Annotated in this window: 20 protein-coding genes and 1 other annotated feature (1 of these 21 running past the window's edge); of the genes, 2 read left to right on the top strand and 18 right to left on the bottom strand. The window is 41.2% G+C overall.

Annotation, left to right across the window (positions count from 1 at the left end; genetic code table 11):
* Positions 1 to 153, bottom strand: a binding site (T-box leader) (it extends 97 nt beyond the left edge of the window).
* Between the two features lie 54 nt (positions 154 to 207).
* Both AC623_RS08060 and AC623_RS08055 read right to left on the bottom strand, forming a co-directional pair.
* Complete coding sequence (locus AC623_RS08060; RefSeq protein WP_049661973.1) at positions 208 to 888, bottom strand: GNAT family N-acetyltransferase; 681 nt, start codon at positions 886 to 888, stop codon at positions 208 to 210.
* Between the two features lie 9 nt (positions 889 to 897).
* Entirely contained in the window at positions 898 to 1,755 is an 858-nt protein-coding gene (locus AC623_RS08055) for a carbon-nitrogen hydrolase family protein (RefSeq protein WP_049661972.1), read from the bottom strand.
* A gap of 321 nt (positions 1,756 to 2,076) precedes the next feature.
* Between AC623_RS08055 and AC623_RS08050 the strand changes: the two genes are divergently transcribed.
* Entirely contained in the window at positions 2,077 to 3,306 is a 1,230-nt protein-coding gene (locus AC623_RS08050; RefSeq protein ID WP_049661971.1) for an EAL and HDOD domain-containing protein, read from the top strand.
* 2 nt (positions 3,307 to 3,308) lie between these two features.
* Here AC623_RS08050 and panF read toward each other — a convergent pair whose 3' ends face one another.
* The 5 genes from panF to AC623_RS08025 form a co-directional block, all read right to left on the bottom strand.
* On the bottom strand, positions 3,309 to 4,745 hold the full coding sequence (gene panF / locus AC623_RS08045) for a sodium/pantothenate symporter (protein ID WP_049661970.1): 1,437 nt from the start codon (positions 4,743 to 4,745) through the stop codon (positions 3,309 to 3,311).
* Entirely contained in the window at positions 4,742 to 5,020 is a 279-nt protein-coding gene (locus AC623_RS08040; RefSeq protein ID WP_049661969.1) for a YhdT family protein, read from the bottom strand. Before AC623_RS08040 ends, panF begins: the two co-directional genes overlap by 4 nt.
* A 533-nt stretch (positions 5,021 to 5,553) precedes the next feature.
* A complete protein-coding gene (thrB, locus tag AC623_RS08035) occupies positions 5,554 to 6,444 on the bottom strand; it encodes a homoserine kinase (RefSeq protein ID WP_049661968.1) in 891 nt (296 codons plus the stop codon).
* The gene (gene thrC, locus AC623_RS08030) at positions 6,441 to 7,502 is read right to left on the bottom strand and encodes a threonine synthase (RefSeq protein ID WP_049661967.1); all 1,062 of its coding nucleotides are present in this window, start codon (positions 7,500 to 7,502) and stop codon (positions 6,441 to 6,443) included. Before thrC ends, thrB begins: the two co-directional genes overlap by 4 nt.
* Positions 7,499 to 8,803 carry a homoserine dehydrogenase gene (locus tag AC623_RS08025; protein ID WP_049661966.1) on the bottom strand — a complete coding sequence of 435 codons (1,305 nt, stop codon included), beginning with the start codon at positions 8,801 to 8,803 and terminating at the stop codon, positions 7,499 to 7,501. The genes thrC and AC623_RS08025 overlap by 4 nt, the downstream gene beginning before the upstream one ends.
* A gap of 337 nt (positions 8,804 to 9,140) precedes the next feature.
* Between AC623_RS08025 and AC623_RS08020 the strand changes: the two genes are divergently transcribed.
* Positions 9,141 to 10,322 (top strand): DUF5050 domain-containing protein, encoded by a 1,182-nt coding sequence (locus AC623_RS08020; RefSeq protein WP_049661965.1) that lies wholly within the window; start codon positions 9,141 to 9,143, stop codon positions 10,320 to 10,322.
* Positions 10,323 to 10,444: 122 nt separating this feature from the next.
* Here AC623_RS08020 and AC623_RS08015 read toward each other — a convergent pair whose 3' ends face one another.
* The 11 genes from AC623_RS08015 to AC623_RS22260 all read right to left on the bottom strand — a co-directional run bounded on the left by AC623_RS08015 (position 10,445) and on the right by AC623_RS22260 (position 23,183).
* Positions 10,445 to 11,233, bottom strand: coding sequence for a DUF4240 domain-containing protein (locus AC623_RS08015; protein WP_049661964.1), 789 nt, complete (start codon positions 11,231 to 11,233; stop codon positions 10,445 to 10,447).
* A 143-nt stretch (positions 11,234 to 11,376) separates the two neighbouring features.
* Positions 11,377 to 11,676 (bottom strand): YesK family protein, encoded by a 300-nt coding sequence (locus AC623_RS08010; protein WP_049661963.1) that lies wholly within the window; start codon positions 11,674 to 11,676, stop codon positions 11,377 to 11,379.
* Positions 11,677 to 11,715: 39 nt separating this feature from the next.
* Complete coding sequence (locus AC623_RS08005; protein WP_049661962.1) at positions 11,716 to 12,090, bottom strand: hypothetical protein; 375 nt, start codon at positions 12,088 to 12,090, stop codon at positions 11,716 to 11,718.
* Positions 12,091 to 12,750: 660 nt separating this feature from the next.
* Positions 12,751 to 14,817 carry a response regulator transcription factor gene (locus tag AC623_RS21725; protein ID WP_049661961.1) on the bottom strand — a complete coding sequence of 689 codons (2,067 nt, stop codon included), beginning with the start codon at positions 14,815 to 14,817 and terminating at the stop codon, positions 12,751 to 12,753.
* A gap of 108 nt (positions 14,818 to 14,925) precedes the next feature.
* Positions 14,926 to 17,166 (bottom strand): sensor domain-containing phosphodiesterase, encoded by a 2,241-nt coding sequence (locus AC623_RS07995; protein WP_049661960.1) that lies wholly within the window; start codon positions 17,164 to 17,166, stop codon positions 14,926 to 14,928.
* A 37-nt stretch (positions 17,167 to 17,203) separates the two neighbouring features.
* Entirely contained in the window at positions 17,204 to 18,379 is a 1,176-nt protein-coding gene (locus AC623_RS07990; RefSeq protein WP_082174361.1) for a SpoIIE family protein phosphatase, read from the bottom strand.
* A 74-nt stretch (positions 18,380 to 18,453) separates the two neighbouring features.
* Positions 18,454 to 18,789, bottom strand: a complete 336-nt coding sequence (locus AC623_RS07985) for an STAS domain-containing protein (RefSeq protein ID WP_049661958.1) — start codon at positions 18,787 to 18,789, stop codon at positions 18,454 to 18,456.
* A gap of 2 nt (positions 18,790 to 18,791) precedes the next feature.
* Positions 18,792 to 19,184, bottom strand: a complete 393-nt coding sequence (locus AC623_RS07980; protein ID WP_049661957.1) for an ATP-binding protein — start codon at positions 19,182 to 19,184, stop codon at positions 18,792 to 18,794.
* A 24-nt stretch (positions 19,185 to 19,208) separates the two neighbouring features.
* On the bottom strand, positions 19,209 to 20,258 hold the full coding sequence (locus AC623_RS07975; protein ID WP_049661956.1) for a protein-glutamate methylesterase/protein-glutamine glutaminase: 1,050 nt from the start codon (positions 20,256 to 20,258) through the stop codon (positions 19,209 to 19,211).
* Positions 20,227 to 21,069 (bottom strand): CheR family methyltransferase, encoded by an 843-nt coding sequence (locus AC623_RS07970; RefSeq protein WP_082174527.1) that lies wholly within the window; start codon positions 21,067 to 21,069, stop codon positions 20,227 to 20,229. Before AC623_RS07970 ends, AC623_RS07975 begins: the two co-directional genes overlap by 32 nt.
* 101 nt (positions 21,070 to 21,170) lie before the next feature.
* Complete coding sequence (locus AC623_RS22260; RefSeq protein WP_442853562.1) at positions 21,171 to 23,183, bottom strand: methyl-accepting chemotaxis protein; 2,013 nt, start codon at positions 23,181 to 23,183, stop codon at positions 21,171 to 21,173.
* Positions 23,184 to 24,005: the final 822 nt, after the last annotated feature.

Raw genomic sequence — 24,005 nt, 5'->3', positions numbered from 1 at the left:
GTAACGATAAGACGTTCGCCGCAGCCTACTGTCCAAAGGAGTTCGGTACGGAAGCTCGGAAGGCCATTCACTAAAATGTCTGCACTGATTCTCACCAACCATCAGCTCTCTGAAGCATTCATTAAAGCTACTCTTCTTCGTCAACGCTTGTTATAAGTCGTTCTTTATTTTGTTGTAATCAATCATAATCCACTATTACGTAAAAAGTCAACCCTTTGTTTGAATATTTTTAAAAGGATTTTTCCATTCCATTAACACTGCCCAGTTAAGAGATTCCTCGTCCTCCAAATAGTCTTTTTCTAAACGAACGGGCACCCGGCCGCAATTGAGTAAAAATGTGGCGACCGGATCCCTCAACTCTCCGGCAGCAACCTTATCGACATACTCCTCCACGCTCATGTGGTCAGCATAACGGCAAAAACCAGGCAGGCGGCCAGCGCCAAGCAGGCGATCAAGCTTCAATTGAATAACAGTCTGATACATCGCCTGCATCATCAATTTGCCGAGCCCAAGCTTACGACACTCCGGCTTCACACTAATGTCTACGACGTAAAGCGTGTTTCCATCAGACTTATGATTTCTTATAAACCCGTTATCGGTGATTTCTTCCCACGTATGAGGAGGATCATCTATTTGAAAATGAACGATCAGACAAGTCATAGACCCAACGAGTTCCCCATCCAACTCTACACAAATTGCCCCTTCAGGAAAGTGCTTAATATGGCTTTTCAATTGTTCTTTTGACCACCATAGTTCTTCAGGAAAAGGAGGTGGAAAACACGCTTTTTGAATTTCAATCAAGCCATCAAAATCAGCTTCGGTATAATTTCTAATAACCGTTTGAACAGGACCGCGATCATCATAAAGTTGAAACTCGCTATAGTACATAAGCCTCCCTCATTTCCAATCAGGATAAAGATCTATACGGCGATCACGCCATGTGGTCACAGAACCCTTCTGACGGACCTTTTCAAGCAACTCTAAATCAAGATCAGCCGTAATAATCATATCATCATTTATGACGCCTTCTGCTAAAATCCCCGCAGGCGGAAACGGCACGTCATTCGGTGTAATAATGGCCGCCTGCCCAAAGTTTGCCCGCATCAAATCCACCGTTGGCAGTGAACCGACTGTACCCGTTAACACTACATAGACTTGATTTTCGATAGCACGGGCATGACTCGTGTAGCGAACGCGATAGAAGCCATGGCGGTCATCCGTACAAGACGGACAGAAGATCACATCTGCGCCTTTAGCTTTTGCCATTCTCACAATCTCAGGAAATTCGATATCATAGCATGTTAAAATAGCAATCTTTCCTTTTTCCGTGTCGAAAATTTGGAATTCATCCCCTTGTGCCATGTTCCAGCCTTCCACTTCCACAGGGGTTACATGCATCTTCGCCTGTTGGCCAACGCGGCCGTCTGGATAAAACAAATGAGCCACATTTTGAATTTGTTCGCCTTTGCTGATCACGTGCGTACCGGCAATTATATGAATATTGTACTCTTGGGCGAGCTTTTTAAATAACTCTCTGTACCGATCCGTAAACTGCGGCAGATCGGTGATTTTGAGGGCCTTCCCTTCTTCATCTCCGATCGACATTAACTGTGTCGTGAAAAATTCCGGAAATAAAACAAATTCGGCATCAAACTCCATCGCTGCCCTTATATAATGTTCGCATTGAGCAGCAAATTCTTCAAACGATGCAATACTATGCAAATGGTATTGAACAGCGGACACTCGCATTTTCACCAAACATTCCTCCTTTATTCTGTTTTTAAAGTAGTGCAATCCTATGAAAATAACAAGCATTTTTTTATTAAATCGAAAATTAGCAGTATTCTACAGCCCATTTAACGCGAGCTGATCTAACTGTACAAGAAAAAGTGGGTCTAGATCAAGCCTTTGCTCTCTTCAGGCCTCTATCAATCAACTCTAAATCATCTTTCATTATATTTGATATAGAACGACCCTTTTTACCATTTTTTATATTTATTTGTAGACAAATCCAAATAAAAATTATATCTTTTTACCTATAAGCGAATCAAAAAAAAGATTAAAGGGGGTGAAATCATGTTTGTACACGTGGCGAGACAGCCAATATTAAATCGCAAAGAGCAAACCGTTGCCTATGAACTGCTATACCGCAATGAAGCAGGCGAACATCCTGGAACATACATGAATGGCGATAAAGCAACGATCGAATTACTGGCAAACAGTTTGCTGCATATTGGCCTCGACAAACTTTCCCGAGGAAAGCAAGTATTCATTAACTTCACAGAAAATCTCCTCCTTCAAAACTTCCCAGAGTTTCTGCCTGCTGAAAACATAATTGTCGAGCTGCTAGAGGATATCGCAGCGAGTGCAGAGATAGAGTCTGCTTGTCAAAGGCTGAAAGCAAAAGGCTACACAATTGCCCTCGATGATTTTCTTCTAAAAGACAGCAATAAAGACCTGATCAAGTATGCTGATATTATCAAAGTCGACTTTCTCTGCACATCAAAAGCTGAAAGAATTAACATGAAACGAGAGTTGAAGAAATTCCCTCTCGTCTGGCTTGCAGAAAAGGTAGAAACGAGAGGGCATTTTGAAGAAGCATTGAATGAAGGGTTTGATTTATTTCAAGGATTCTTTTTCGCTAAACCTACACTCGTTAGTGGCGAATCAATCCCTCAATTTTCTAATCAGCACTTTATTATTTTGCGTGAGACATTGAATCCAGAACCTGACATCCTTAAAATAGCCAAATACATCGAAGCAGATTTATCTCTTTCTTACAAATTGCTGAAGCTATTAAACCGGACAGCATTCATTCAAAGAAAAAAAGTAAAAACCATTCAGCAGGCCGTTATACTAATCGGACTTGAAGAGTTAAAAAAATGGCTGTTCTTTATCATGATAGGCTTCCCTAGTTCGACATGCCCTGAAGAAGTAGTCCGCATTTCATTAACACGAGCCAGAGCACTAGAGCTGCTAGCTTTAGCTTATTTTAAAGAAGAGCCGCCGTCATTATTTTTCTTATTGGGGATGCTTTCGATGATTGACGTTTTGATTAACAAACCAATGGATCTTCTTCTCCAGGAGCTGCCGGTAGACGAAAGAATAAAGCAAGCTCTCCTGTTTAAAGAAGGCACCCTTTTTGAACTGCTTTCTTTAACACAGGAAATAGAAAAAGGAAATTGGAAAGCAGCTGATCGAGTGAACGGCGGAAAGCAGCTCGAACGTCATGTCCTCTGGGGCTGTTACCAGGAGGCACTAGAATGGGCAGATAAGATGATAAAAACAGAAACAGGCCTAGAGTAAATCTAGGCCTGTTTCCAATCTTGCCGTCCGCTTAACAAGGAAACGGCAACGAATGTAATGAGCGATAATAAAATGGGCAGAACAACAGTGTGCATACCAAAAGCATTCGGATAAAAAGAGTTTAATAGAATATAGGAGACCATGCCAATCACCATAGAAGAGGCCGCCCCGGCACCATTTGCCTGCTGCCAGTAAAGACCTAATACAACAGGCCAAATAAATACAGCCTCCAGCCCCCCAAATGAAAATAAGTTCAGCCAAATAATTAAATCAGGCGGCTGAAGAGCTACGATAAAAACAACGATACCGATAATGGTTGTCACGATAAAGCTCAGTTTTTTTACTTTCTGTTCTTCTGCTTTTTTATTGATAAAGTGTAAATATAAGTCCTTTACTACAGCACTAGAAACGAGGAGCAGCAAAGAATCTACCGTAGACATAATCGCCGCCATCGGAGCCGCCAGCACGATACCGGCCAGCCAGTCCGGCATAATGGTCATCGCCAATTCAGGCATCACCTTGTCACCGATCGTAATACCTGGAATAATAGCCCGTGCCATGACCCCAATCAAGTGCATCCCTAGCATAACCACGCCAACAACGATCGTGCCGATCACTAACGCACGGTGCATCGCCTTAGCATTCTTATAGCTCATCGCCCGTACTGCTACTTGCGGCAAACCAACGACACCGACGCCGACTAAAATCCAGAAAGAAGAAACGTAAAGCGATGTCAGGCTGCGATCATTTCCATACGGGCTTAACAGGTTAGGATTTTCCTCCCCAAGCTTCATCATAATATTCTCCATGCCCCCGCCAGCCTTTAAAGCCGCAACGAACAAAATCACTGTACCCGCTACCATAATGAGACCTTGTACCATATCGGTAATAGCTACAGCACGGAAGCCGCCGATGACGACATAAATTAGGACAGAGGACGCAAAGATAATCAACGCCGTCGTGTACGAAAGGCCAGTGAGGGATTCAACTAATCTTGCTCCGCCGATCCACTGGGCTACCATGGCCGAAAATAAAAAAATGATAATGCTAAGAGCGGCCAGGATGACGACGAGCTGATTTTTATAACGGGCAAATAAAAAGTCGACAAGGGTGACTGCCTTATAGTGCCTTGCCATAATGGCAAACTTCTTACCGAGAATCATGAGAACAAAATATCCGGTGGCTACCTGGCTCATGGCCAACAATACCCAGGCAAGCCCATAATGATAAGCAGCACCGGGACCGCTTAAAAAGCTGGAAGCACTTCCGTATGTAGCGGCCATCGTCATCGCCAAAATAAAGCCGCCCAGCTCCCGGCTTCCTAAAAAATACTCTTGGACGAATGAGGACGAACTTTGCACGTGTTTTGAAGCATAGATCCCCACGAAAAAAATAAGAACAAGAAATACAATAAGCGGCCAAATCACGGACATATTCATCTTTCTTCCCCTTCCTCATCGAACGGCACTTCTTTAAAAAAGAATTTGACCGTTAGAAATACGAGAAGAATCATCACAATCAGGCCGACTACACAACTATAAAAAAACCAGGCTGGAAGCCCAAAAATAAACGTATAGTTTTCAGGCGGACCACTGCCAAGCCCGTAGGCAAAGCCATACCACCAGATAAAATTAAACACAACCAATAGGATCCCTATCCATGCCTCTTTCTTTGCTATTTTGAAGCGAGGGTCCTCCTGTACCTTTTTATTCATATGTCCCTTCCTTTCTTTTACAGGAGCTTTGCAGCCTCTTTTAACATTACGATAGGAGAGCATGAGATGCAATCCCGTTTTATAAAAAAAGAAAAGGATGGCGCCCTGTATGCGCCATCCTTCTATTCTAAGTCTGCAATGCTTCAATCTCACAAAAGAGGGGGGTAATGAGAATGAATGTCAATTTCAATTATAACCAATTCACATTTATTGTCAACCTCTTTTTATTCATTATTTGAATAGAGTGGCAAAGCGGCTATTGAGCGCAGCTTTCTTCCTATTCGGTTACTTCCCCAAGTAATAAAATGTTTTTAGGATGCAGGAAGTGTTTTCAGCCACTAGGGTAACCATTATTCTCATAAAACTAACATTAAGCATTATTCAGCCCTGAGAAAAGCACTTCCACCTGTTAGATAGATGCAGAACCTTCCCCTTAGCTTTCCAAATAAATGAATAAGCCGAGCGTTTCCGCTCGGCTTATTGCATGTTGATTCATTGTTTAATTAGACAGCAGTATATCCCTTGAGCTTGCTTTATGTATACTGGATTCGTCCTGTATGAACATCAAGCTGCTTAACATCGCAATCCGTAAACTGATCGCGGAACACCGATATGATATCAGATGCTGTTCCTTTCGGTGCAAACGTTAAAATTGTTGGGCCTGCCCCGCTAATAACCGTGGCATACGCGCCTGCTTCATGAGCGAGCTTTCTCGCTTCCGGCAATTCTCTAATCAGTTGCAGGCGGTAGGGCTCGTGGAATTGATCTTTTTCCATTAGCTTTCCAGCAAGCTCATAATGGCCAGCAGATAGCGCTGCCAGCAGGACATTGGCAACCGCGCTCGCTTCTACTGCTTTTTGTCTCGTGAAGCTTTCCGGCAGAACGCTTCGTGCATCACTCGTCTTGACCTCATAGGACGGGATGAGAACGACCACATCTACATCAGGAACAGGAAGCTGCACAATATCGGCTTCTTCACCGAACGAAACACCTGCGACCATGCCGCCAAACAGAGACGCTCCAATATTATCAGGGTGCCCTTCCATTTGATTGCCGATCTTTAGCTTTTCCTGATCAGACAGCTGCAAATTCGCATACCGATCTGCCAGTTCAATGCCAGCCGCAATGGCTGCTGCACTGCTGCCAAGTCCGCGGGCAAGCGGAATTTCGCTATCCATTACGATGTGTAAAGGCGGTAAAGTGCCACCGTAGGCATTCGCCGTTTTCTCAGCCGCCTGATACACGAGATGCGTTTTATCATTTGGCAAACCAGCAAGCATTGGGGACCGGTGTTCAAAGTGCCATTCGGAAGCTGGTGTGATTTCCAATGTTAAATATAAATTTAAAGCAAGGCCGAGGGAATCAAACCCCGGCCCGAGGTTGGCCGTGCTGGCCGGTACTTTCATTGTTACCGGCTTACTCATGCACGAACCACTCCTTGGATAAAATCAAACACAGCTTTTTCTTCATTTGGCAGAACAACTGGCTTTTTCGCAATTTGGTCAATAGCTGTTTGCGGATCTTTCAAGCCATTTCCTGTTAAGACGGCCGCAACAGTAACACCGGCTGGAATTTCACCAGATTTACGATGTTTAATAATACCAGCAATCGATGCACAGGAAGCCGGCTCTGCAAAAATACCCTCTTCTTTTGTAATCAATTCAAAGGCTGCAAGGATTTCCTCGTCTGTTACGAGGTCGATTTTACCGCCAGACTCTTCTCTTGCGGCAACTGCTTTATCCCAGCTTGCCGGATTACCGATACGGATCGCCGTAGCTACTGTTTCCGGCTGCTCAATCACCATGTTTTTCACGATCGCTGCGGCTCCTTCCGCTTCAAAACCGTGCATTTTTGGAAGGCCTGTGCCGAATTTTTCGTTGTATTCTTTAAACCCTTTCCAGTAAGCCGTAATGTTACCGGCATTTCCTACAGGAATCGCTAAAACGTCCGGTGCTTTGCCGAGCTGATCACAAATTTCAAAAGCAGCTGTCTTTTGGCCTTCAATCCGGTATGGGTTAACTGAGTTAACGAGTGTAATCGGTGAATGCTCGCTAATATTGCGGACCATTTTGAGCGCATCATCGAAGTTTCCTTCGATTGAAACGATTTCAGCACCGTACATCATCGCCTGAGCTAGTTTTCCCATTGCGATTTTGCCTTCAGGAATAACGATGATGGCACGCATTCCCGCACGAGCGGCATAAGCAGCCGCTGCAGCCGATGTGTTGCCGGTAGAAGCACAGATTACCGTGTTGCTGCCTTCTTCTTTCGCTTTCGCTACCGCCATGACCATACCGCGGTCTTTAAAAGAACCAGTCGGGTTTGTGCCTTCTGTCTTGACATGAAGATCAATATCAAGCTTTTTAGATAAATTATGAAGTGGAATCAGCGGAGTGTTACCTTCCATTAAAGATAACTCCGGAGTATTCTCTGTTACCGGTAAAAATTCTCTATATTGTTTGATTAAGCCTTCCCATTTCATCTTGTTGCTCCCTCTCCTTCAACCCGGTAGAAGCTTTCTACTCCTTTTACGACATCCAGGTCTTTTACTTGTGATAATACATTTTGATAGTTTTCCATTGATGCTTTATGAGTAACGATCACAATCTCTGCTAGCCCCTCTTCTTCAAGCGGCAGCTGAAGAATTTTTTCAAAGCTGATCGAATGGTTAGAAAATAATTTTGTCAGTTCAGAAAAAGCACCGACTTCATCACGAACGTGCAAACGGATAAAGTATTTAGCAAAGCGCTCATTTGCTTCTTTCAATTGACGGTCAAATTGCGGCGCCAATACGCTGCGGCCATTTACGCCGAGGCGCATGTTTTTTACAACAGCGAGCACATCACTCACAATAGAAGTGGCTGTCGGCAAGCTGCCTGCTCCCGGACCATAGAACATCGTTTCGCCAACGGCTTCCCCGTAAACATAAACAGCGTTATATTCATCATTTACAGAAGCGAGCGGATGATTGTTTTCTAAAAATGTCGGCTGCACACTTACTTCCGCACGATCATTTTCCTGGTCAGCATAGCCAATTAGCTTCATTGTGTAACCGAGCATATTGCCATATTTTAAATCGTCTTTTGTTACGCTTGAAATGCCGCTTACGGACACATCATCAAGCTCAATATCCATCGAGAATGCAAGACGAGCAAGAATGGCCATTTTACGTGCCGCATCCAAACCTTCTACGTCAGACGTCGGATCGGCTTCTGCAAAGCCTAAGTCTTGGGCATCTTTCAACGCTGTTTCATAAGAAAGGCCGTCTTTCGTCATCTTCGTTAAAATATAGTTTGTTGTGCCGTTCACAATCCCCATCATCTTTTGAATTTTATCAGAAGCCAGGCCATCCGCCAATCCTTTAATGATTGGGATACCGCCAGCTACACTTGCTTCATAGAATAAATCGCAGCCGTTTTCTACAGCGATTTTTTGCAATTCCGAACCATGAAGAGCGATTAAATCTTTGTTAGCCGTTACTACTTGTTTTTTCAGATTCAAGGCATCGATTATGTACTGGCGTGTTTCCTCGATCCCGCCTATTACTTCAACAATTACATCGATTTCTGAATCATTGATAACATCATACGGATCTGTAGTGAGGATGCTGCTATCGAGTTCGACATCACGGACTTTGTCCGGATTCTTCACTAGTACTTTTTTAATTGATACCGGGCACCCTACTTGGTGAACGAGCTGTTCCTGATGATTTTGAATCATCTTCACAACTCCTGTTCCGACTGTGCCTAACCCTAATAAACCTACTTTAATGTTGTCTCTCACAATTCCTCACTCCCGTGTTCTTTTCTAGTGTACATTTGTTCTTATATAGTAGACATTATATATGCTTCCCTTTCTTATTACAACCTATTATGCTAGCAAAATAAAATTCTTTTCGCTTTTCTAAATTTTATAAAAAATCTCTTCATCTTTCAATAACAAAAACAATCCGTTCAATATGAGGGCGGTTCTATTTGTTTTTTAATTTGTTTTATCTTCCTCTCTCACCACTGGATCAACTATTTTAATAATTGATTAAAAAAATCTTTCTACTCTCATAAATTATTTATCGCTAAAATAATGTTATAATGGAATTATATACATAATATGGAGGATACACATGAAAAAGTTAATAGTTATTTTAGCACTGGCAGTAATGATGCTTAGTTTTTATCATCCTGCCGCTTCAACTGCGGCAAGTTCTTCCCAAAAGGCTGTAGTTAACACAGCTTCATTGAGCGTCCGCGAGAAGCCAAGTCCAAAAGCAAAAGCAATCGGCACACTAAAAAGAGGGCAAGCTGTCTCTATTTTCAGTATAAAACCAGGCGGCTGGGCAGAGATCTCCTTTAATAAAAAGTCTGCTTACGTCCCTGCTGCCCTCTTGAAAGTCAATAACGAGCCAGATTCCGATAATTCGTCGCAGCGCCATTTTGCTGAAAAACAAGGAGCTGTCTTTGTAGTAATCGACTCTTCTTCAACAAAAACACCCGGAATTTATAAAACGGACAGCAAATTGAAAAAGACCTCTATCATGCGGGCAGGAAACTATTCAAATATCCGTATACAAAATGATGCAATCTATGTGTTTAACGAAAATCTTTCTAAGCTTCAAAAATATTCATTAAAAGGAAGCTTGCTATATACTTATTCAGCGGTGAACACATCACAGTATACGATCAGCGGCAACACTATTTACTACTTCACTGAAAAAGGTTTTTTCCGTGTTAATGTAAACGGAAAGGAAACAAAATTTTTATACAAACCAGCAGGATGGGTTCAAGAGTTTATTGTCCATAATGGCTGGATTTATTTTGTGTATGTTGTGTATGAAGGAAACAGCGATGAAGAGGATGCAGATTTTGAAGTAAGTGAATTCTTTTCTAAAATAGAAACGAGTGGAGGAAAATCAGAAAGACTATTATTAACAGGAATCAATAACATCGATACTATTACGATAAAATATAATACGATTTACTGTGTTATTCATTGGGATGATAAAATTAATGGAAGAAACTTATATCAAATGAACTTAAGCGGGAAGGAAATCAAGAAAGTTTCTTCCGTGAACTTGTCCAATTTCTATATTGGCTCCCTATATATTTATTATAATGAGAATAGCTTTGCTTCTAAACAAAGTATTTATCAAATGACCTTTGACGGAAAAAATCATAAAAAAATGACTACGCTTCCTGGAAGAATGAATGGTGATTTTGAATATCAAAATGGAGCCTTTTACATGACCTATTGGAATGGTGTTGACATACGTGATCAACAGCAGCTATTTAGGTTATCCATTCAATAACTCCATAACAGCAGAAACCGCGCTTTAAGATCAAATTGAATCTTAAAGCGCGGTTTTTCTTACTATCTTGGATTTTATTCTTCTCTAGAATGTAAGCCTATTATAAAAAGAAAATACCAGATTTACTCTAACGGATTCTCCCCATACTCCCTCCATAATAGCGGGAACTTCCTGCACAGCCCTTCTTCATCATCTTCCTCCCAGTCAAACTCCATTTCTGGCTCGTCGCTATCGTCTTCTGCTAATTGATCGTATACCTTGAAATAGGCCTCATCATCGAGCCCTGTTTTTTCCTCATACGCCTGGCTTGCCACATACAGCAGCTCTTCTAATTGAGGGATTTCTTCTTGCTCTTCTAGGATCTTAAAATAAGGAAGAAGGGTTTCAGGATTATCAATGGCCGCTTCATATCGTTCTTTTCCAAGATAAAGCAGCCAAGCTCTGAAATAATCAAAGCAATCGTCCGAACATCCTCCCATCACAATGTAAGCAGCCGCCCACAAATCGGACGTATAGGACTTGTGGTAATACTGATTGAAAATAGAATCAAACATGACAATATCTTTTACCGATCTTTTCGATAACTGTGCGACCAGCCACTCCATTTGCCCGTCTGCATCTTCTCCCTTTTCCTTGCACTTCTCCAATAGCTCCCAAAACAGTTCTTCTGTCATCGAGCTTTCTTTTATGACATGATAGGATGACTGGGCCCATACATAACCTTTCTTTAATTTTGATTGAATGAGCTTTTGTGCTTCTTTCCGGCATACCTCTTCTGAGTCAAACTCTTTTACTTTCACTGAGCCGACCGTGCCCACTTTCCCATATGTCACCGTAAATGAATGTCCCGCCACATGAATTTTCCAAAATTTATTGGATGATCCCTGGTTATATGTAAGCAATGTTTCCAATGTTCCCCCACTCCCTGTAACTAGCTTTTTGAGTTTTATTGCATTAGATCGTTATCCTGCTGCAGCTATAATGCCATAACATACGCTGTTAAAAATGCCGATCAAGGCTTATGAAGCTCTTCATGTAACCGTCTGTATAAATCCTAATTATTTTTTGGCTTTCCTTTATTCCACAGCAGCACTTTAAAGAGAATACTAATTCCTAACGCAATAATCGTTCCTCCTAAAACGAGAGCCGCCACTATCCCTACACCCATTCCTTCCCATCCTTTTATATAATGCAGGCTATAAAATATAGTTCCAACACTTAACACAATCAGGATTACACCAAGCCCAATATCATAATGTTTTTTAGGAAATAGGAAATTCAGCAGCCAAAAGGCTAATCCAATAAAAAAAGAGATCATCAAACAATTAGTGATCACTAGCCAAATTTCATTCACGCCCTCACTCCCTCCCTGCTCGTGAAGCCAATTCAACGGTTATCTCGGTTTCATCGTAAAAGCTTCTTCTTGATCCTCGTCCCATTTAATCGTTACTGGAATAGGGCCGCTTTCCTGCGCTAAACTGCTGCTTGAACCGTCTTTAGAAATGATGACGGCAGCTCCTTTAAAGAAATCTTCTTGTCTTACCATTTCACCGTTATGAATTGTAATCGTTAAGTTCTTAAAAGAGGTATCTCTTGCGGCGTGTTTGTAAGTAAATCGATATTCTCCGTGTTCATTTGTGTCGCTCTTAACAGCTGAATACTCTCCTTTCCAACTGTTGCTTTCCCCAGAAAAACCAATCATGTCACTACTACAGCCTGCGGTCATCGTTAACATAAACAGTATGATAGCCGAGAGAAGTTTTTGCATATGGTCTCCTTCTTTTTTTATTTCTGCTTAGCTGTCCTGCTGTCGATTTCAACGTTTGCAATCAGATTCCTAGAAGATTTCAACCCTATGTCATTGAATAGGATCTATTCCTTTTTCTATGGTTTCGCTGATCGGTTAAGACAGATGAAACATCACCATCCATCTAAGCTCCATATTTTTACATATACATCATACGTTCATTATAATCTTTTCCATTTAAATAAAAAGCCTTGCTTTTTATAAGGCAAGGCTTCACTTCTTTCATATAGAGAACATTAACAAAGAAGAGGAGCAGCATGCGCTTCTCTTTAGAGATGCTTGATTGTTTTATTGGTTTTTACGGTTAAATGAGGGAGTAGAGAATTTTAAAAAGAGGGAGCTAAGCGGAGGCTGTTTGTAGCCCAAGTCTATTAATAAAGATAATTAACTTTCTTTTCTATAAAAGACCTATTCGCAAACGAAGAAATAAGAGTCTAATTACATATCAATAAGAGCTGGAACTCTTTCTGATTTCTATTCATATCGTTATGCAAACAAAATGATAGGAAGAAGAGGGCTTCAGCTCACTCCCTATAATTATAATGGTCAAATCTGAAATGCACCGCCTACCTCTTCTCTTAGCTAATCCCCTAAGCAAATGATCGGCAGCCTGTAAATCGATCATTCCTCTTCCTCATATTTGATTCTATATATTTTCGCCATTGCCTGCACCCGGTCCGTTACATTTAGTTTCCTATAGATATTAGTAATATGGTTTTTAACTGTGTGTACGCTAATAGTTAAATAATCGGACACTTCGTGGTTGTTAAGACCCTCTAACACTAAATGAAGAATTTCCTTTTCGCGAGCTGTTAAATTTAGGCTCATAATGACTCCCTTGATATCCGTTATTTTTTCGATTGCTTTTGATTCGAACTCTTTCTTCGAACGTATGATGTTGTTTGTACCTTCGCCCTTTTTCCCCTTATATTCTGGATACAGTTGAAAAAAAAGACTAGCAATCGTTGGATTCATATGATCAGATTCTTTTTCTACATCATCGTTTCGTAACGCCGCGAAGACAAGCAGAAGAATTTGTGGCTCAGCTCGTCTCAAAGCTGGCTTTTGTTCTGCAGTTGTATAATTAAGATATTCCTCCACAATCACTAGTTCGTCGGTTCCTTGAAAGTTATCTATGAGAAAAGCATGGCTGTAAGGAATCATTTTGCACGCTCTTAGTAAAACCCCAATATTTTCTTCCTTTATTTTCAAGCTGTGTGCTAATTTCTTCGTCATGTCAACCGCAGCCACTGTTAACTCGTATTTTTGAGTATTAAGCTCCCTCATGCTTTCATGCAAAAGCTCAAGACGGCTAATATAGGCTGGAGTTGCGATACTTTGTTCATCTAAAAACTTTTTGTAAATTAGGCTGGCGGCTTCCGCTGTAATATTGAGCATATCTCTCATGAAATCAGGGATGTTCATACCATCAGTGTCAATCGTCAATAGCCCGTATACCTTTCCATGCAATATAAAAGGCTTGCTGATATGCTCTTCTGATTCTATTAATTCTTCCTTTATGCTTGTATTAAGGGCAGCATCGGCTATTTCTTTATGCTGTTCATATACTTTTTCACTCGGCAATCCCCTTGAAAAGTACTCCTTGCTCTCTAATGTAAAACAAATTGGATGATCTTCGGAAATAGATTGAAAAAAGTCTAGAATTTTATAAATAACATTTTTAAAATCTTTCGTATAAAAGCATATTTCTAGAAAATCAACTAAGGAACTGTAGAGAGAACAGGTTCTTGATGCTTGAACAAGCCCTTCCTTCGTCTGCTTTCTTTCTTGCAGATAGTTTACGAGAAACGAAATAAGCTGCAGCAATTCTTGATCGACCATTTTCTCCTTCACTGTGCCAATAAATAAGAGCGCCTCTATCGTGTCATTTTTCTTAATCGGGTAACAGTGTAGATGGTTCGGGAAAATTCCATGGGCGTTAAGAAACTTTGCCCTGTTCGTGTCTCTTATGTGATTCCAATGGACATCCCGTTCAGAAGCGACCGCATGTCCTAAAGCCCCTTCTCCAATATGAAAAAACTTGCCTTTAAGGCTTTCCGTGTTCTTTCCTTCGATTAAGTGAATTTCATATACATCATTTTCATTTTTCCTAGCGTAGCCGAAAAAGTCCAGTTCATTTGTTTGCATTAATAACCTGGATATTATTTCTATATATTGATCCACATGTTTTTCACCTGTATCATGTACGGTATAAAATATTTCATTAATTTTTTGGCTAATGGTTTTTAGATGTGTTTGTCTTTCTAAAACTGCAATCATTTCTACCAGACGATCCATGTATAACAAGCTCTTTTCCTGAGCTTTCGCATGAATAAATGGCAAATGCCAGGCATCTCTTTCTGCTTCCTCCACAACTTCTTGGTTTTGGAAAGGGCCGGCAAGAAGAAATAATGAATAATCTCCGATTTCAAAAACCGGAGATAGAAAATAACAAAAGGAAGAGTATGGATCGCTGTTAGGAGTAAAAATGGTTGTTTTCTCAATTTTTTCGGCAACTCGTTTAAGGTCTTCAAAAAAAGCGGTGGCCTCTTCTTCTGGAAGTCTCTCCTCATCCAGTTCGGTACTAAATAACTTTTCTCCTTCTAACTCAAACACAGCAATCGGTACGTTAATCATATAAGAATTTAGGTTGACAATATTTTCAAACAATATCTTAAAGTAATTCATAGAGCCTCCACCCGCAAATATTTTTCTACTAGTAGTATCGGCTATGTTCTGTTAATTTCTTTAGTAAAATAATCCTAAAAATATTAATAATGCGTTCGCTACTAGCTTTTATTTGCGTGATTTACTAATTATTTTGGCAAGTTTCATCCATTCTGGTAGTTTCTGTTCAAATACTTCAGGTGGAACAGGCTGGCTAAAGAAGTAGCCTTGGACGGTGTGACACTCAGCTTCTCTCAAACAATTAATTTGATTAATAGTTTCGGCACCCTCGGCGATAATGCCAACGTTTAAAGCACGGCTAAGATCAATAATCGCTTTGATGATCAGTTGATCTCGCTTATCCTGTTCAATGTCTTTTACAAAAGCACGATCAATCTTGATTGTTTGAATAGGAAACCGCTTTAGATAGGAAAGAGATGAATATCCTGTGCCGAAGTCATCAATGGATACCCCCACCCCAATTTCATTTAGCCGGTTTAACATTCCTAAAGCACGACCTTCCTCGTTTAAAAGCATACTTTCCGTAATCTCTAGCTTTAAATGAGCCGCATTCATACCGGATAGATTTAAAGCTTTTTTTACCGAACTTACGAGCGTATCTTCTTCAAATTGTTTTGGAGACAGATTTACAGACATATGAAATGGTGCTGAATATTTAGAGGCCCATGTTGTTTGCTGATGACAAGCTGTGTTTAACACCCATTCCCCTACGGGCTTGATCAGGCCTATGTCTTCTAACAATGGAATAAACTTCACAGGCGGGATGTACCCATGCACTGGATGCTTCCACCTCATGAGTGCTTCCGCTCCAACTATTTCTCCTGTCACCATATTTACTTGCGGCTGATAATAAAGACTAAACTGCTCTTTTTCGAGCGCATGATAAAGATCCTGCTCTAAGCTTAGTCTACTTGAAAAGGAAGATTCCGATTCTTTACGAAAAAAGCAGACATGGCTTCTCCCCTCTGTCTTAGCCGTGTAGAGCGCTTTTTCTACTCTCTTTAATAATGTTTCAGCATCGCGTCCGTCCGCTGGATACTTCGCAATGCCAATCCCTGCAGTAAGATAGATTTCTTTTCCATTAATAATCCATGGCTGATCAAAGATAGCTTGAATGTTTTTAATAAATAGTGTTGGATCTTCACAATTTTTACTTAATACAACGAATTTATCTCCATTCAGACGAGCAACCATATTCTCTTTATGTGGATTTTCATTTAATTTTTCCGCAAGCTGCTGTAAAATTCTATCTCCCGTCTCATATCCGAAAGAATCATTTATCAGTTGAAAGCGATCACAATCAATACATAATAAAACAAGGGGCTGGTTTGTATCTCGCTCAATCTCCCCTTCAATGGCTGTAGTCAAGGAAGAACGGTTGGGAAGACCAGTTAAAGTATCGTACATGCCTGTATGTTTTAGCTCTTTTTCTTTGTTGTAGTAATCAATAACTAAGGAAGCGATCTTAACGAGTTTCATGCTGTTTTGCTGCTCGCCTGCCATTAATCCTTTTACGTTTTCACAAAAAACTAGGATAATCCCCTGTATCTCCCTGAACCTTACAGATACAAGCGGAAAAAGAAGACAGCCGTTGATCTGAAATTCTTGAAGAAACGCCCGATAGTCGTCAGGTATATAGTCTAAAATTCGTGTAATGATTAGCGGTTCATTTTTTTGAATAGCCGTCATTGCTTGAGAATGGTGTGCAGACAACAAGAAACCAGTGACTCGGTTAAAGTTATACGACAAATGGGGGCTGGCTCCAAGCTGAAACTGCTGTTTCACTTCATCATACAAAAAAACGGAACAAACTCCTCCATCGATTTGCCTTTCAATGGCTTTTGCTAGTTGAGAAAGAATAACCGATAAAGGAGCCTGATCAGCCATTGCATTCCAAACTTTCTGTTGATCCTCCAGAAATTCTATATCATTCTTTTCCTTTGAAATATCATGACAAATGAGCTCATAGCCGTTTTGGCCATTTTTTATGACTATTCCTCTAAACCAGCGATAGGTGTCTTCCTTTAAATACAATCTGAACTCAGGCAAAAAGAAAGCTGGCTCCTTCATATCGTTCTTCAACCGACTAAAAAAAGCTCCGCTTTTATCTGCTATCAGCTCATTTGCATGCTTATTCTGTAAGTTAGAGGCTGCGTTGAGTGTCAATCTTTCATCATAAGCCTTTACCTCTTTTACAAACCCGTATCGATCAAGTGACAATGTTAAAGATGGAGACACAAGCACCTTTTCTCTTCTCCTGTCATTCGCTTTTATAGAATTGTCCTGGACCAGTCCCTTGTATTGATTAGCTTTTATTTTGGGTATTCCAAGCTCCTCTTTTTCTTTCATTGCTTTTGCCTCCTTGCCGAGTTTCTCTATGTCCAGATTAAAAAATTTCTACCTTTACGAGGGAAATATCATCAGGCTCTACCGGATTCTTTCTTTGTAAAAGAACCTGTTGGACATATTCTTCACATCCAAGCTGTTTATTCGCTAAAAAACTCTCCTCTATTTCTGTTATAGATTGATTCATTGAGGAGTTATTATTTGAGCAGGCAGAAAGCCCATCCGTAAACAAGATGATCCTTGCAGGATGCTCATAGCTAAGCATTGACGTCTTAAACTCTGTATTACGCAAAAATCCTAAAGGGGGGCTCGAAGAGACAAGCCGTATACATTGGTGTTTCTGTATTAAAATACCAGGAGGATGTCCAGCATTGATATAGTATATTTCTTTATTCTCCACATCCACCACCGTGTAAAGCGCGGAGAAAAAATGGAGGGAGGCACTGCGTTCATTAAATAACGCATATACATGTTCATTAAGTTCTTTCATAATTAAATCTGGGGCTTGAAGCCTCTTAATCAATTGTTCTACAACTGAACGAATGGACATGGATATTAAAGCCGCAGACACACCGTGGCCCATCACATCCAGAATCAATACACCAAAACGACTCTCATCTAACTGATACCAGGCATACATGTCTCCCCCTATATTATGAGCAGGTACATAGTGACCAGAGATTGCCAAAGATTCTGTCATTAACGTTTGACAAAGAACACTTTGCTGAACAAGTGCCGCTACATGGAGCTCCTTTTCTCTTTGCCATTCAAGCTCTTTCTTTTCTGTTATGTCTTTAGCTGCCACACATAATCCAACCAGCTCTTTGTCTACTACAACAGGAATACTTCTATATTCTATATAAACAGGGGCACCTTGTTTGTCCTTGATTGTCTCATACCCTTCTAGCGTATTTCCTGCTAATGCTTCGCGAAAAAGATCCGCCGTCAAACTAGATTGTTCATCATATAAAATAGTATTAAAATGCTGTCCTTTTATTTTAGAACTTGCCAATTCTTCCATTTTTATATTCAAATCAACAATAAATCCATGCTTATCAAGCATACAAGCTATATGTGGAGAACAATCAAAAAGTAGTTTATAGCGCTGTGCCGTTATGCTCATCTCCTCAGAATTAAAAGTATCTCTGCCAACGCCTGCCGCAAGTTCCAAATCCCTCTTCATATTTACCGTTAACTTCTTAAAAGTAACGTCCATCTCCCCATTCCGTCATTTTTTGATTAGCCAGCATTATTAAAACACTTTACTCATTTTCAATAAAATATAGCCTTTTAGTGTTGTTCAAAGTAGTCTATGGCCTCTTCCGCTGTAGAAAAAATTTTCATGAAGGTATCAAATTTCACTACTTCAAAAATTTCATTCATCGGAGACTGAATACCCGTAATAACTAATTCTTTCTCTGCTTCCTTTGCTTTTATTGCTATATCAGCAATAATACCGAGCGCAGAGCTATTTAAGTATGTCACATGTTCTAAATTTAAAATTAAATGGAGGCTTGGGTGATTAAGCAAACGCTGCATAGTTGTTCTAAATAGGTCACTGTTTTTAATGGTTACTTCAGACTTTATGTCTAAAATAGTAACTCGGCTCCTCTGATAGATCTGCATAACTATTCACCTTTCCATTTATTCATATATAATTCAACACAATTTTTTCTTCTTCTAATTTCAACTTTATCCATGAGATGGACCATTAAGGCAATTCCGCGGCCTCGTAAACCAGTATTTACATCTGCTTGTTCAATCAGAGGAAATGATGCTTTGCCTTTTTGTCTCACGGTAATTTCGATCAAAGAAGGCGTGGCACTCCATTTAATCAGAAAATAAGACATTCCTTTCGCTCGGCAATATTCATACGAATTAGTGCAGGCTTCCTCTGTTGCCAGCCTCATCTTGATCACATCATGGATAGAAAACTCTTGCTCGTTTGCTAGTTCTTCTGTTACAGTCATTGCGCTATAAATATCTTCTTTCGTTTTAATCCGTTTACTAATGAATTTCAATATCATCCACCTTTTCTAAGGAGACTATAAATAATCTATCATTCGGTCGTATACGTCATACAGAGGAATTTGCTTGTCTGCTAAACCAGCTTCATACACTACCTTTGGCATTCCATACACGATACACGTTTCTTCTGACTCAGATAACACAGTGCCTCCTGCTTGCTTGACTCTCTTGCACCCTCTTAACCCATCCTCCCCCATACCAGTTAAGATCACAGCGAGCAATTTGTCTTTTACAATAGGTGCAATAGAGAGCAATGCTACATCTACTGACGGTTTATACAACGTTTCAACTGGAGCGGATATTTTCAATTTAATTTGGTAGTGTCCTTCGATTTCCTGTACGGCCGTCTGCAAACCAGCTGGCGCCACATAAGCAGTGCCAGGTTCCATTATTTCATTATGCTCCGCTTCCTTCACACGAATATGGCATAAACTATTGAACCGCTCGGCTAACGGTTTTGTAAACCCTGGTGGCATGTGCTGAATAATGAGTATAGGCAGAGGAAAATCTTCAGGGAAACGGGTAAGTATTTTTTGAAGAGCAGCAGGACCTCCTGTTGAGCTTCCAATGACAATCATGCTCATTTTTTGCTTTTGCCAGGATGCTTCCTTCTTCTTTGCCAACTCCACTTGCCTCTCCTCTTTTTTACTTTCACCCGTAACAGAAGAAACAGGGAGCTTTGCATTGGCAGCTGCTGTGATTCTTTGATGAAAATTGATTAACTTCTCCCCTTCTACCTCTTTCACTAAGTCTTCCTTCACAACGAAGTCTACGGCCCCTATATCAAAAGCTTCCAGTGTCGATTCTGCTCCGTTGCTTATCATCATAACAGGCGTCGGGCACTCTTCCATCATTCTTCTCAACGTATCTAGCCCGTCTAATTTCGGCATCTCGATATCAAGCGTGACAACATCTGGTTTCAGCCGTTTTATTTTTTCAAGCGCGTCCAAGCCATTTCTTGCTTTGCCAGCTACATATAATTCTGAGCTTGCTTCAACCATGTCACTGATCGTTTTTCTCATAAACGCTGAATCATCAACGATCATTACACCAATTCGCTTGTCCATCGGCTGACTCCTTTCTGTAATAAAAAGTTCCATTTTTGCTCATCGTCTGGAACCCTATCCCCATAGTTGAGATATTCTCCGCATGTCCTAAAAACAGGTACCCTCCCCCCTTCAATGCCTGGTAAAAATAGCTGGCGACTTTCTTAATCGTTTCTAAATCAAAATAAATTAGTACATTACGGCAAAAAATAACATCGTATTGCTGCCGAAGATTGCCCATTTTAAATGGGTCAAGTAAATTTAACTGCTCAAAAGCTACCATGCTTTTCACTGGCTCTATTACGCGGAAGGTATCTGATTGTTCGATAAAATAATGTTTCAGCCAGCGATCAGGTATTCGTCTAAAAGACAATGATTGTTTATTATAAATACCGCTTGCAGCTGCCTGTAATACCTTTTTATTAATATCCGTCCCCTTAATAGCAACCTTTTGTGGCGGGCAAAGCCCTGAATCTATAGTAGTGATCGCCAAGGAATAAGGTTCCTCTCCTGATGAACAGGCCGCACTCCAAACCTCTAAAGCACGATCGGGGTTTTGGGCAATCAATTCTGGAAGCACTTCGTTTTGATAGACAGCCAGCTGCTTGTCCTCCCGATAAAAATACGTTTCATTTATAGTGAGCAGCTCCACTAAAACGTCCCACTCTGCTGTCGATTGTTCAAGCAGACGGATATATTCCCAGACAGAGACGTGTAACTGTTGAAGTCTTCCTGCTATTTTTGTTTCTAATGAGGCACTATTCGTTTGATAATTAAGACCGCAATACTCATAAACCATTTGCGTCAGTTGCTTAAGTGCAAAGTTTTCCACATTCTCAGTCCCCTTGTTGCCTATATTTTTCTCACTGTTGTGTATACGTTCAACGCGAAAAAGAAGCCGTTGATCTCTTTGTTCAACGGCTTTCCATGCTATCATCTGCTTGGTTGAAGAAGACGCTGAAACTGATCTTTTTGGCCTTTCAGACTTTCTGTAACGCTTTTAATGCGTTCAAGGTCCAGGCCATTCCTTCCAAAAACCCCAGCCGTTTCTTTAATCGAATTTTGAATAATTTCCAACTCATCTGCTTGGATGGATGTAGCTGTTTTTACTTCCTCCGTCTGTGTTTTTACAGATTTGATAAGATTCACGACTTCCCCAGTTTCAGAAGTTAAGCCTTTTGTTGCGCTCGTTACATTGGCCATCTGATTTCTTATATTTGTAATGCTCATAACCACTTCTTCCACGGCCTCTAATTGCTCTTTCGCTGCTTGAGTAACCATAGCAGCCTGCTCCGTTACCTCGCTAGCAGCCTGAATGATGCTGCTGGATTGATTTGCTTGTTCTTCTATTGCTTGTGTTACTTGTGTTAACTGTTCTCCTGCGTTTCTTACTTCATCTGCTATATTTTTTGCTCCATCTGTTTGCTTGATCGTCGCATTTGTCACTAACTCCGCTTGGCTTGTCACATTTTGAACAGCTTCCACGATTACTTTTGCCTGCTTCGCTTGTTCTGCCACGGCGGTTGCAACCTGCTGGACTTGTTCGCGGGCATCGGCTACTCCACTAATAATTTCCTCTGCACCAACAGCTTGCTCACGTACAGCTTCTGTTACTTGGCTTGATTGATTCGCTACGTTGGCGACCGCCCGGACAACTTCTTGGGCTTGTTTCGCTTGTTCTTCTGCCGCTACTGTAATCTGGCGGACTTGTTCGCGGGCATTGACAACACCTTTAATAATCTCGCGGGCACTTGCCTTTTGCTCTTCCGTAGCCTCATCTACTTGTTCAGCTTGGTTCGTCACATTTTCCATTGCTTTAACGATATAGCTCATTTGCTTTGTTTGTTCCTGAGTGCCACTTGTAATTTGGACTACCTGTTCACGGGCATTCATTACACTCTTTATAATATCTTCCACACCAGCCGCTTGCTCTTTCATGGATTCAGTCACTTGTCTTGTTTGTTCCACCATGCTGACTACTTCATTAATTATGCCTTGTGCTTGTTTCGCTTGCTCTCCTGTAGCCGTTGTAATTTGCTTCACTTGCTCTCGAGCATTTCGAATGCCTAAGATCACTTCTTCTACCGCTACTGTTTGCTCTTTCGTTGCATTCGTTACCATTTCTGCTTGATTAGTGACATTCAATACAGATTGGACAATATCGGCAGCTTGTTTTGCTTGTTCTCCTGTAGCTGTTGTAATTTGTCTCGCTTGTTCACGGGCATTAGTCACACCTTTTATAATTTCCTCTACTCCTGCAGCCTGTTCCTTCACAGCCTGCGCTACTAGCTCAGTCTGTGTTGTCATATTTTCTACGGAGCTTACGATGAGTTGAGACTGCTCTGATTGTTCAGCAGTAGCTTCTGTAATTTGTCGTACCTGTTCTCTCGCGCTGATAACTCCTTTAATAATTTCCTCAATACCAGCCGTCTGCTCAACTGTTGCCTGTGCAACCTGCTCGGCCTGGAGAGTAACATTCTCAACTGCTTTTACTACATCTTTAGCTTGTACAGTCTGTTGCGTTGTGGCAGTCGTTACTTGAGAAATTTCAGAGGTGATGCTTTCTACGCCTGTTACTATTTTATTGATAGCCTCATTTGCCTTATCAGAAAGCTTGTATCCTTGATCTACTTTTTGCTCACCAACTTCAATCGCTTTAATTGCATCAGTGGTTTCTGCTTGGATACCTTTAATGAGACCAGCAATTTCTTTTGTAGCTGAAGCAGTTCTTTCTGCCAGCTTCCGGACTTCATCGGCCACGACACTAAATCCTTTTCCATGTTCACCAGCCCGCGCTGCCTCGATCGCTGCATTTAAGGCCAGCAAATTCGTTTGTTCTGCGATATCATCAATGACCTCAATAATACTGCCAATCTCATTTGAACTTTTGCCAAGGCTTTGCATAACAGTGGAAGCCTGCTGCACGACTTCTCCAATTTCTTTCATCCCATCGACAGATTGAAGTACAGCCTCTTTTCCATCCTCCGCGTCTTTAGCAACTGTCATCGTCAATTGATTTACATTTGCTGCATTGCCTGCCACTTGCTCAATCGATGCCGCCATTTCCTGAATGGCTTTACTTGTCTCTTCCGCAGAAGCGGTTAAGCCCGTTGCATTTGTGGAAACACCTTTAACAGATTTACCTATTTGCTCAATCGATGCAGATACTTGTTCTACCGAGCTTGCTGTACTTTGGGCGTTTCCTGCTACCTGCTGAATGGATGCCGCCATTTCCTGAATCGCGGCCGCTACTTCACCAGTCGAATGGTTCAAACTTTCCGCGTTGTCAGCCACACCCTTAACTTGACTGCCCATTTCTTCAATGGCAGCGGATACTTCTTCTACAGACATCGAAGTGCTGCGGGCATTGCCGGCTACTTGTTCAATAGAAACGGATATCTCCTGGACGGCACCGTTCACTTCCACAGCGGAATGTGTGAGGTTTTCAGCGTTTTGCGCTACATTTTTAATAGAGTTACCGATCTCTTCAACCGCAGAGGACACTTGTTCAACCGATCCAGCTGTGCTCTCGGCATTGCCGGCTACTTGCTGAATCGATGCGGCCATTTCTTGAATAGCTGATCCTGTTGATTCTACCGATACAGCCAATACTTCTCCGTTTTGGGCAACACCTTTAATTTGGCTTCCCATCTCTTCGATAGCAGCAGATACTTCCTCCACTGCCCCCGAAGTGCTTTGAGCATTCTTAGCAACTTGCTCAATCGAAGCGGCCATTTCTTGGACCCCATCGTTTGTCTCTTTTGCTGA

The organism is Bacillus sp. FJAT-27231, assembly GCF_001183975.1.
In the GTDB taxonomy this organism is placed as follows: Bacteria; Bacillota; Bacilli; order Bacillales; family Domibacillaceae; genus Pseudobacillus; species Pseudobacillus wudalianchiensis.
The sequence above is the reverse complement of the archived record's forward strand: the minus strand, read 5'-3'. Positions and strand labels throughout refer to the sequence as shown.

Excerpts from the sequence above, each read along its gene's own strand:
- AC623_RS08060 (WP_049661973.1), bottom strand. The coding sequence starts at position 888 with ATGTACTATAGCGAGTTTCAACTTTATGATGATCGCGGTCCTGTTCAA.
- AC623_RS08050 (WP_049661971.1), top strand. The coding sequence starts at position 2,077 with ATGTTTGTACACGTGGCGAGACAGCCAATATTAAATCGCAAAGAGCAA.
- panF (WP_049661970.1), bottom strand. The coding sequence starts at position 4,745 with ATGAATATGTCCGTGATTTGGCCGCTTATTGTATTTCTTGTTCTTATT.
- AC623_RS08040 (WP_049661969.1), bottom strand. The coding sequence starts at position 5,020 with ATGAATAAAAAGGTACAGGAGGACCCTCGCTTCAAAATAGCAAAGAAA.
- thrB (WP_049661968.1), bottom strand. The coding sequence starts at position 6,444 with ATGAGTAAGCCGGTAACAATGAAAGTACCGGCCAGCACGGCCAACCTC.
- thrC (WP_049661967.1), bottom strand. The coding sequence starts at position 7,502 with ATGAAATGGGAAGGCTTAATCAAACAATATAGAGAATTTTTACCGGTA.
- AC623_RS08020 (WP_049661965.1), top strand. The coding sequence starts at position 9,141 with ATGAAAAAGTTAATAGTTATTTTAGCACTGGCAGTAATGATGCTTAGT.
- AC623_RS08005 (WP_049661962.1), bottom strand. The coding sequence starts at position 12,090 with ATGCAAAAACTTCTCTCGGCTATCATACTGTTTATGTTAACGATGACC.
- AC623_RS21725 (WP_049661961.1), bottom strand. The coding sequence starts at position 14,817 with ATGAATTACTTTAAGATATTGTTTGAAAATATTGTCAACCTAAATTCT.
- AC623_RS07995 (WP_049661960.1), bottom strand. The coding sequence starts at position 17,166 with ATGAAAGAAAAAGAGGAGCTTGGAATACCCAAAATAAAAGCTAATCAA.
- AC623_RS07990 (WP_082174361.1), bottom strand. The coding sequence starts at position 18,379 with ATGGACGTTACTTTTAAGAAGTTAACGGTAAATATGAAGAGGGATTTG.
- AC623_RS07985 (WP_049661958.1), bottom strand. The coding sequence starts at position 18,789 with ATGCAGATCTATCAGAGGAGCCGAGTTACTATTTTAGACATAAAGTCT.
- AC623_RS07975 (WP_049661956.1), bottom strand. The coding sequence starts at position 20,258 with ATGGACAAGCGAATTGGTGTAATGATCGTTGATGATTCAGCGTTTATG.
- AC623_RS22260 (WP_442853562.1), bottom strand. The coding sequence starts at position 23,183 with ATGAAAGAAATTGGAGAAGTCGTGCAGCAGGCTTCCACTGTTATGCAA.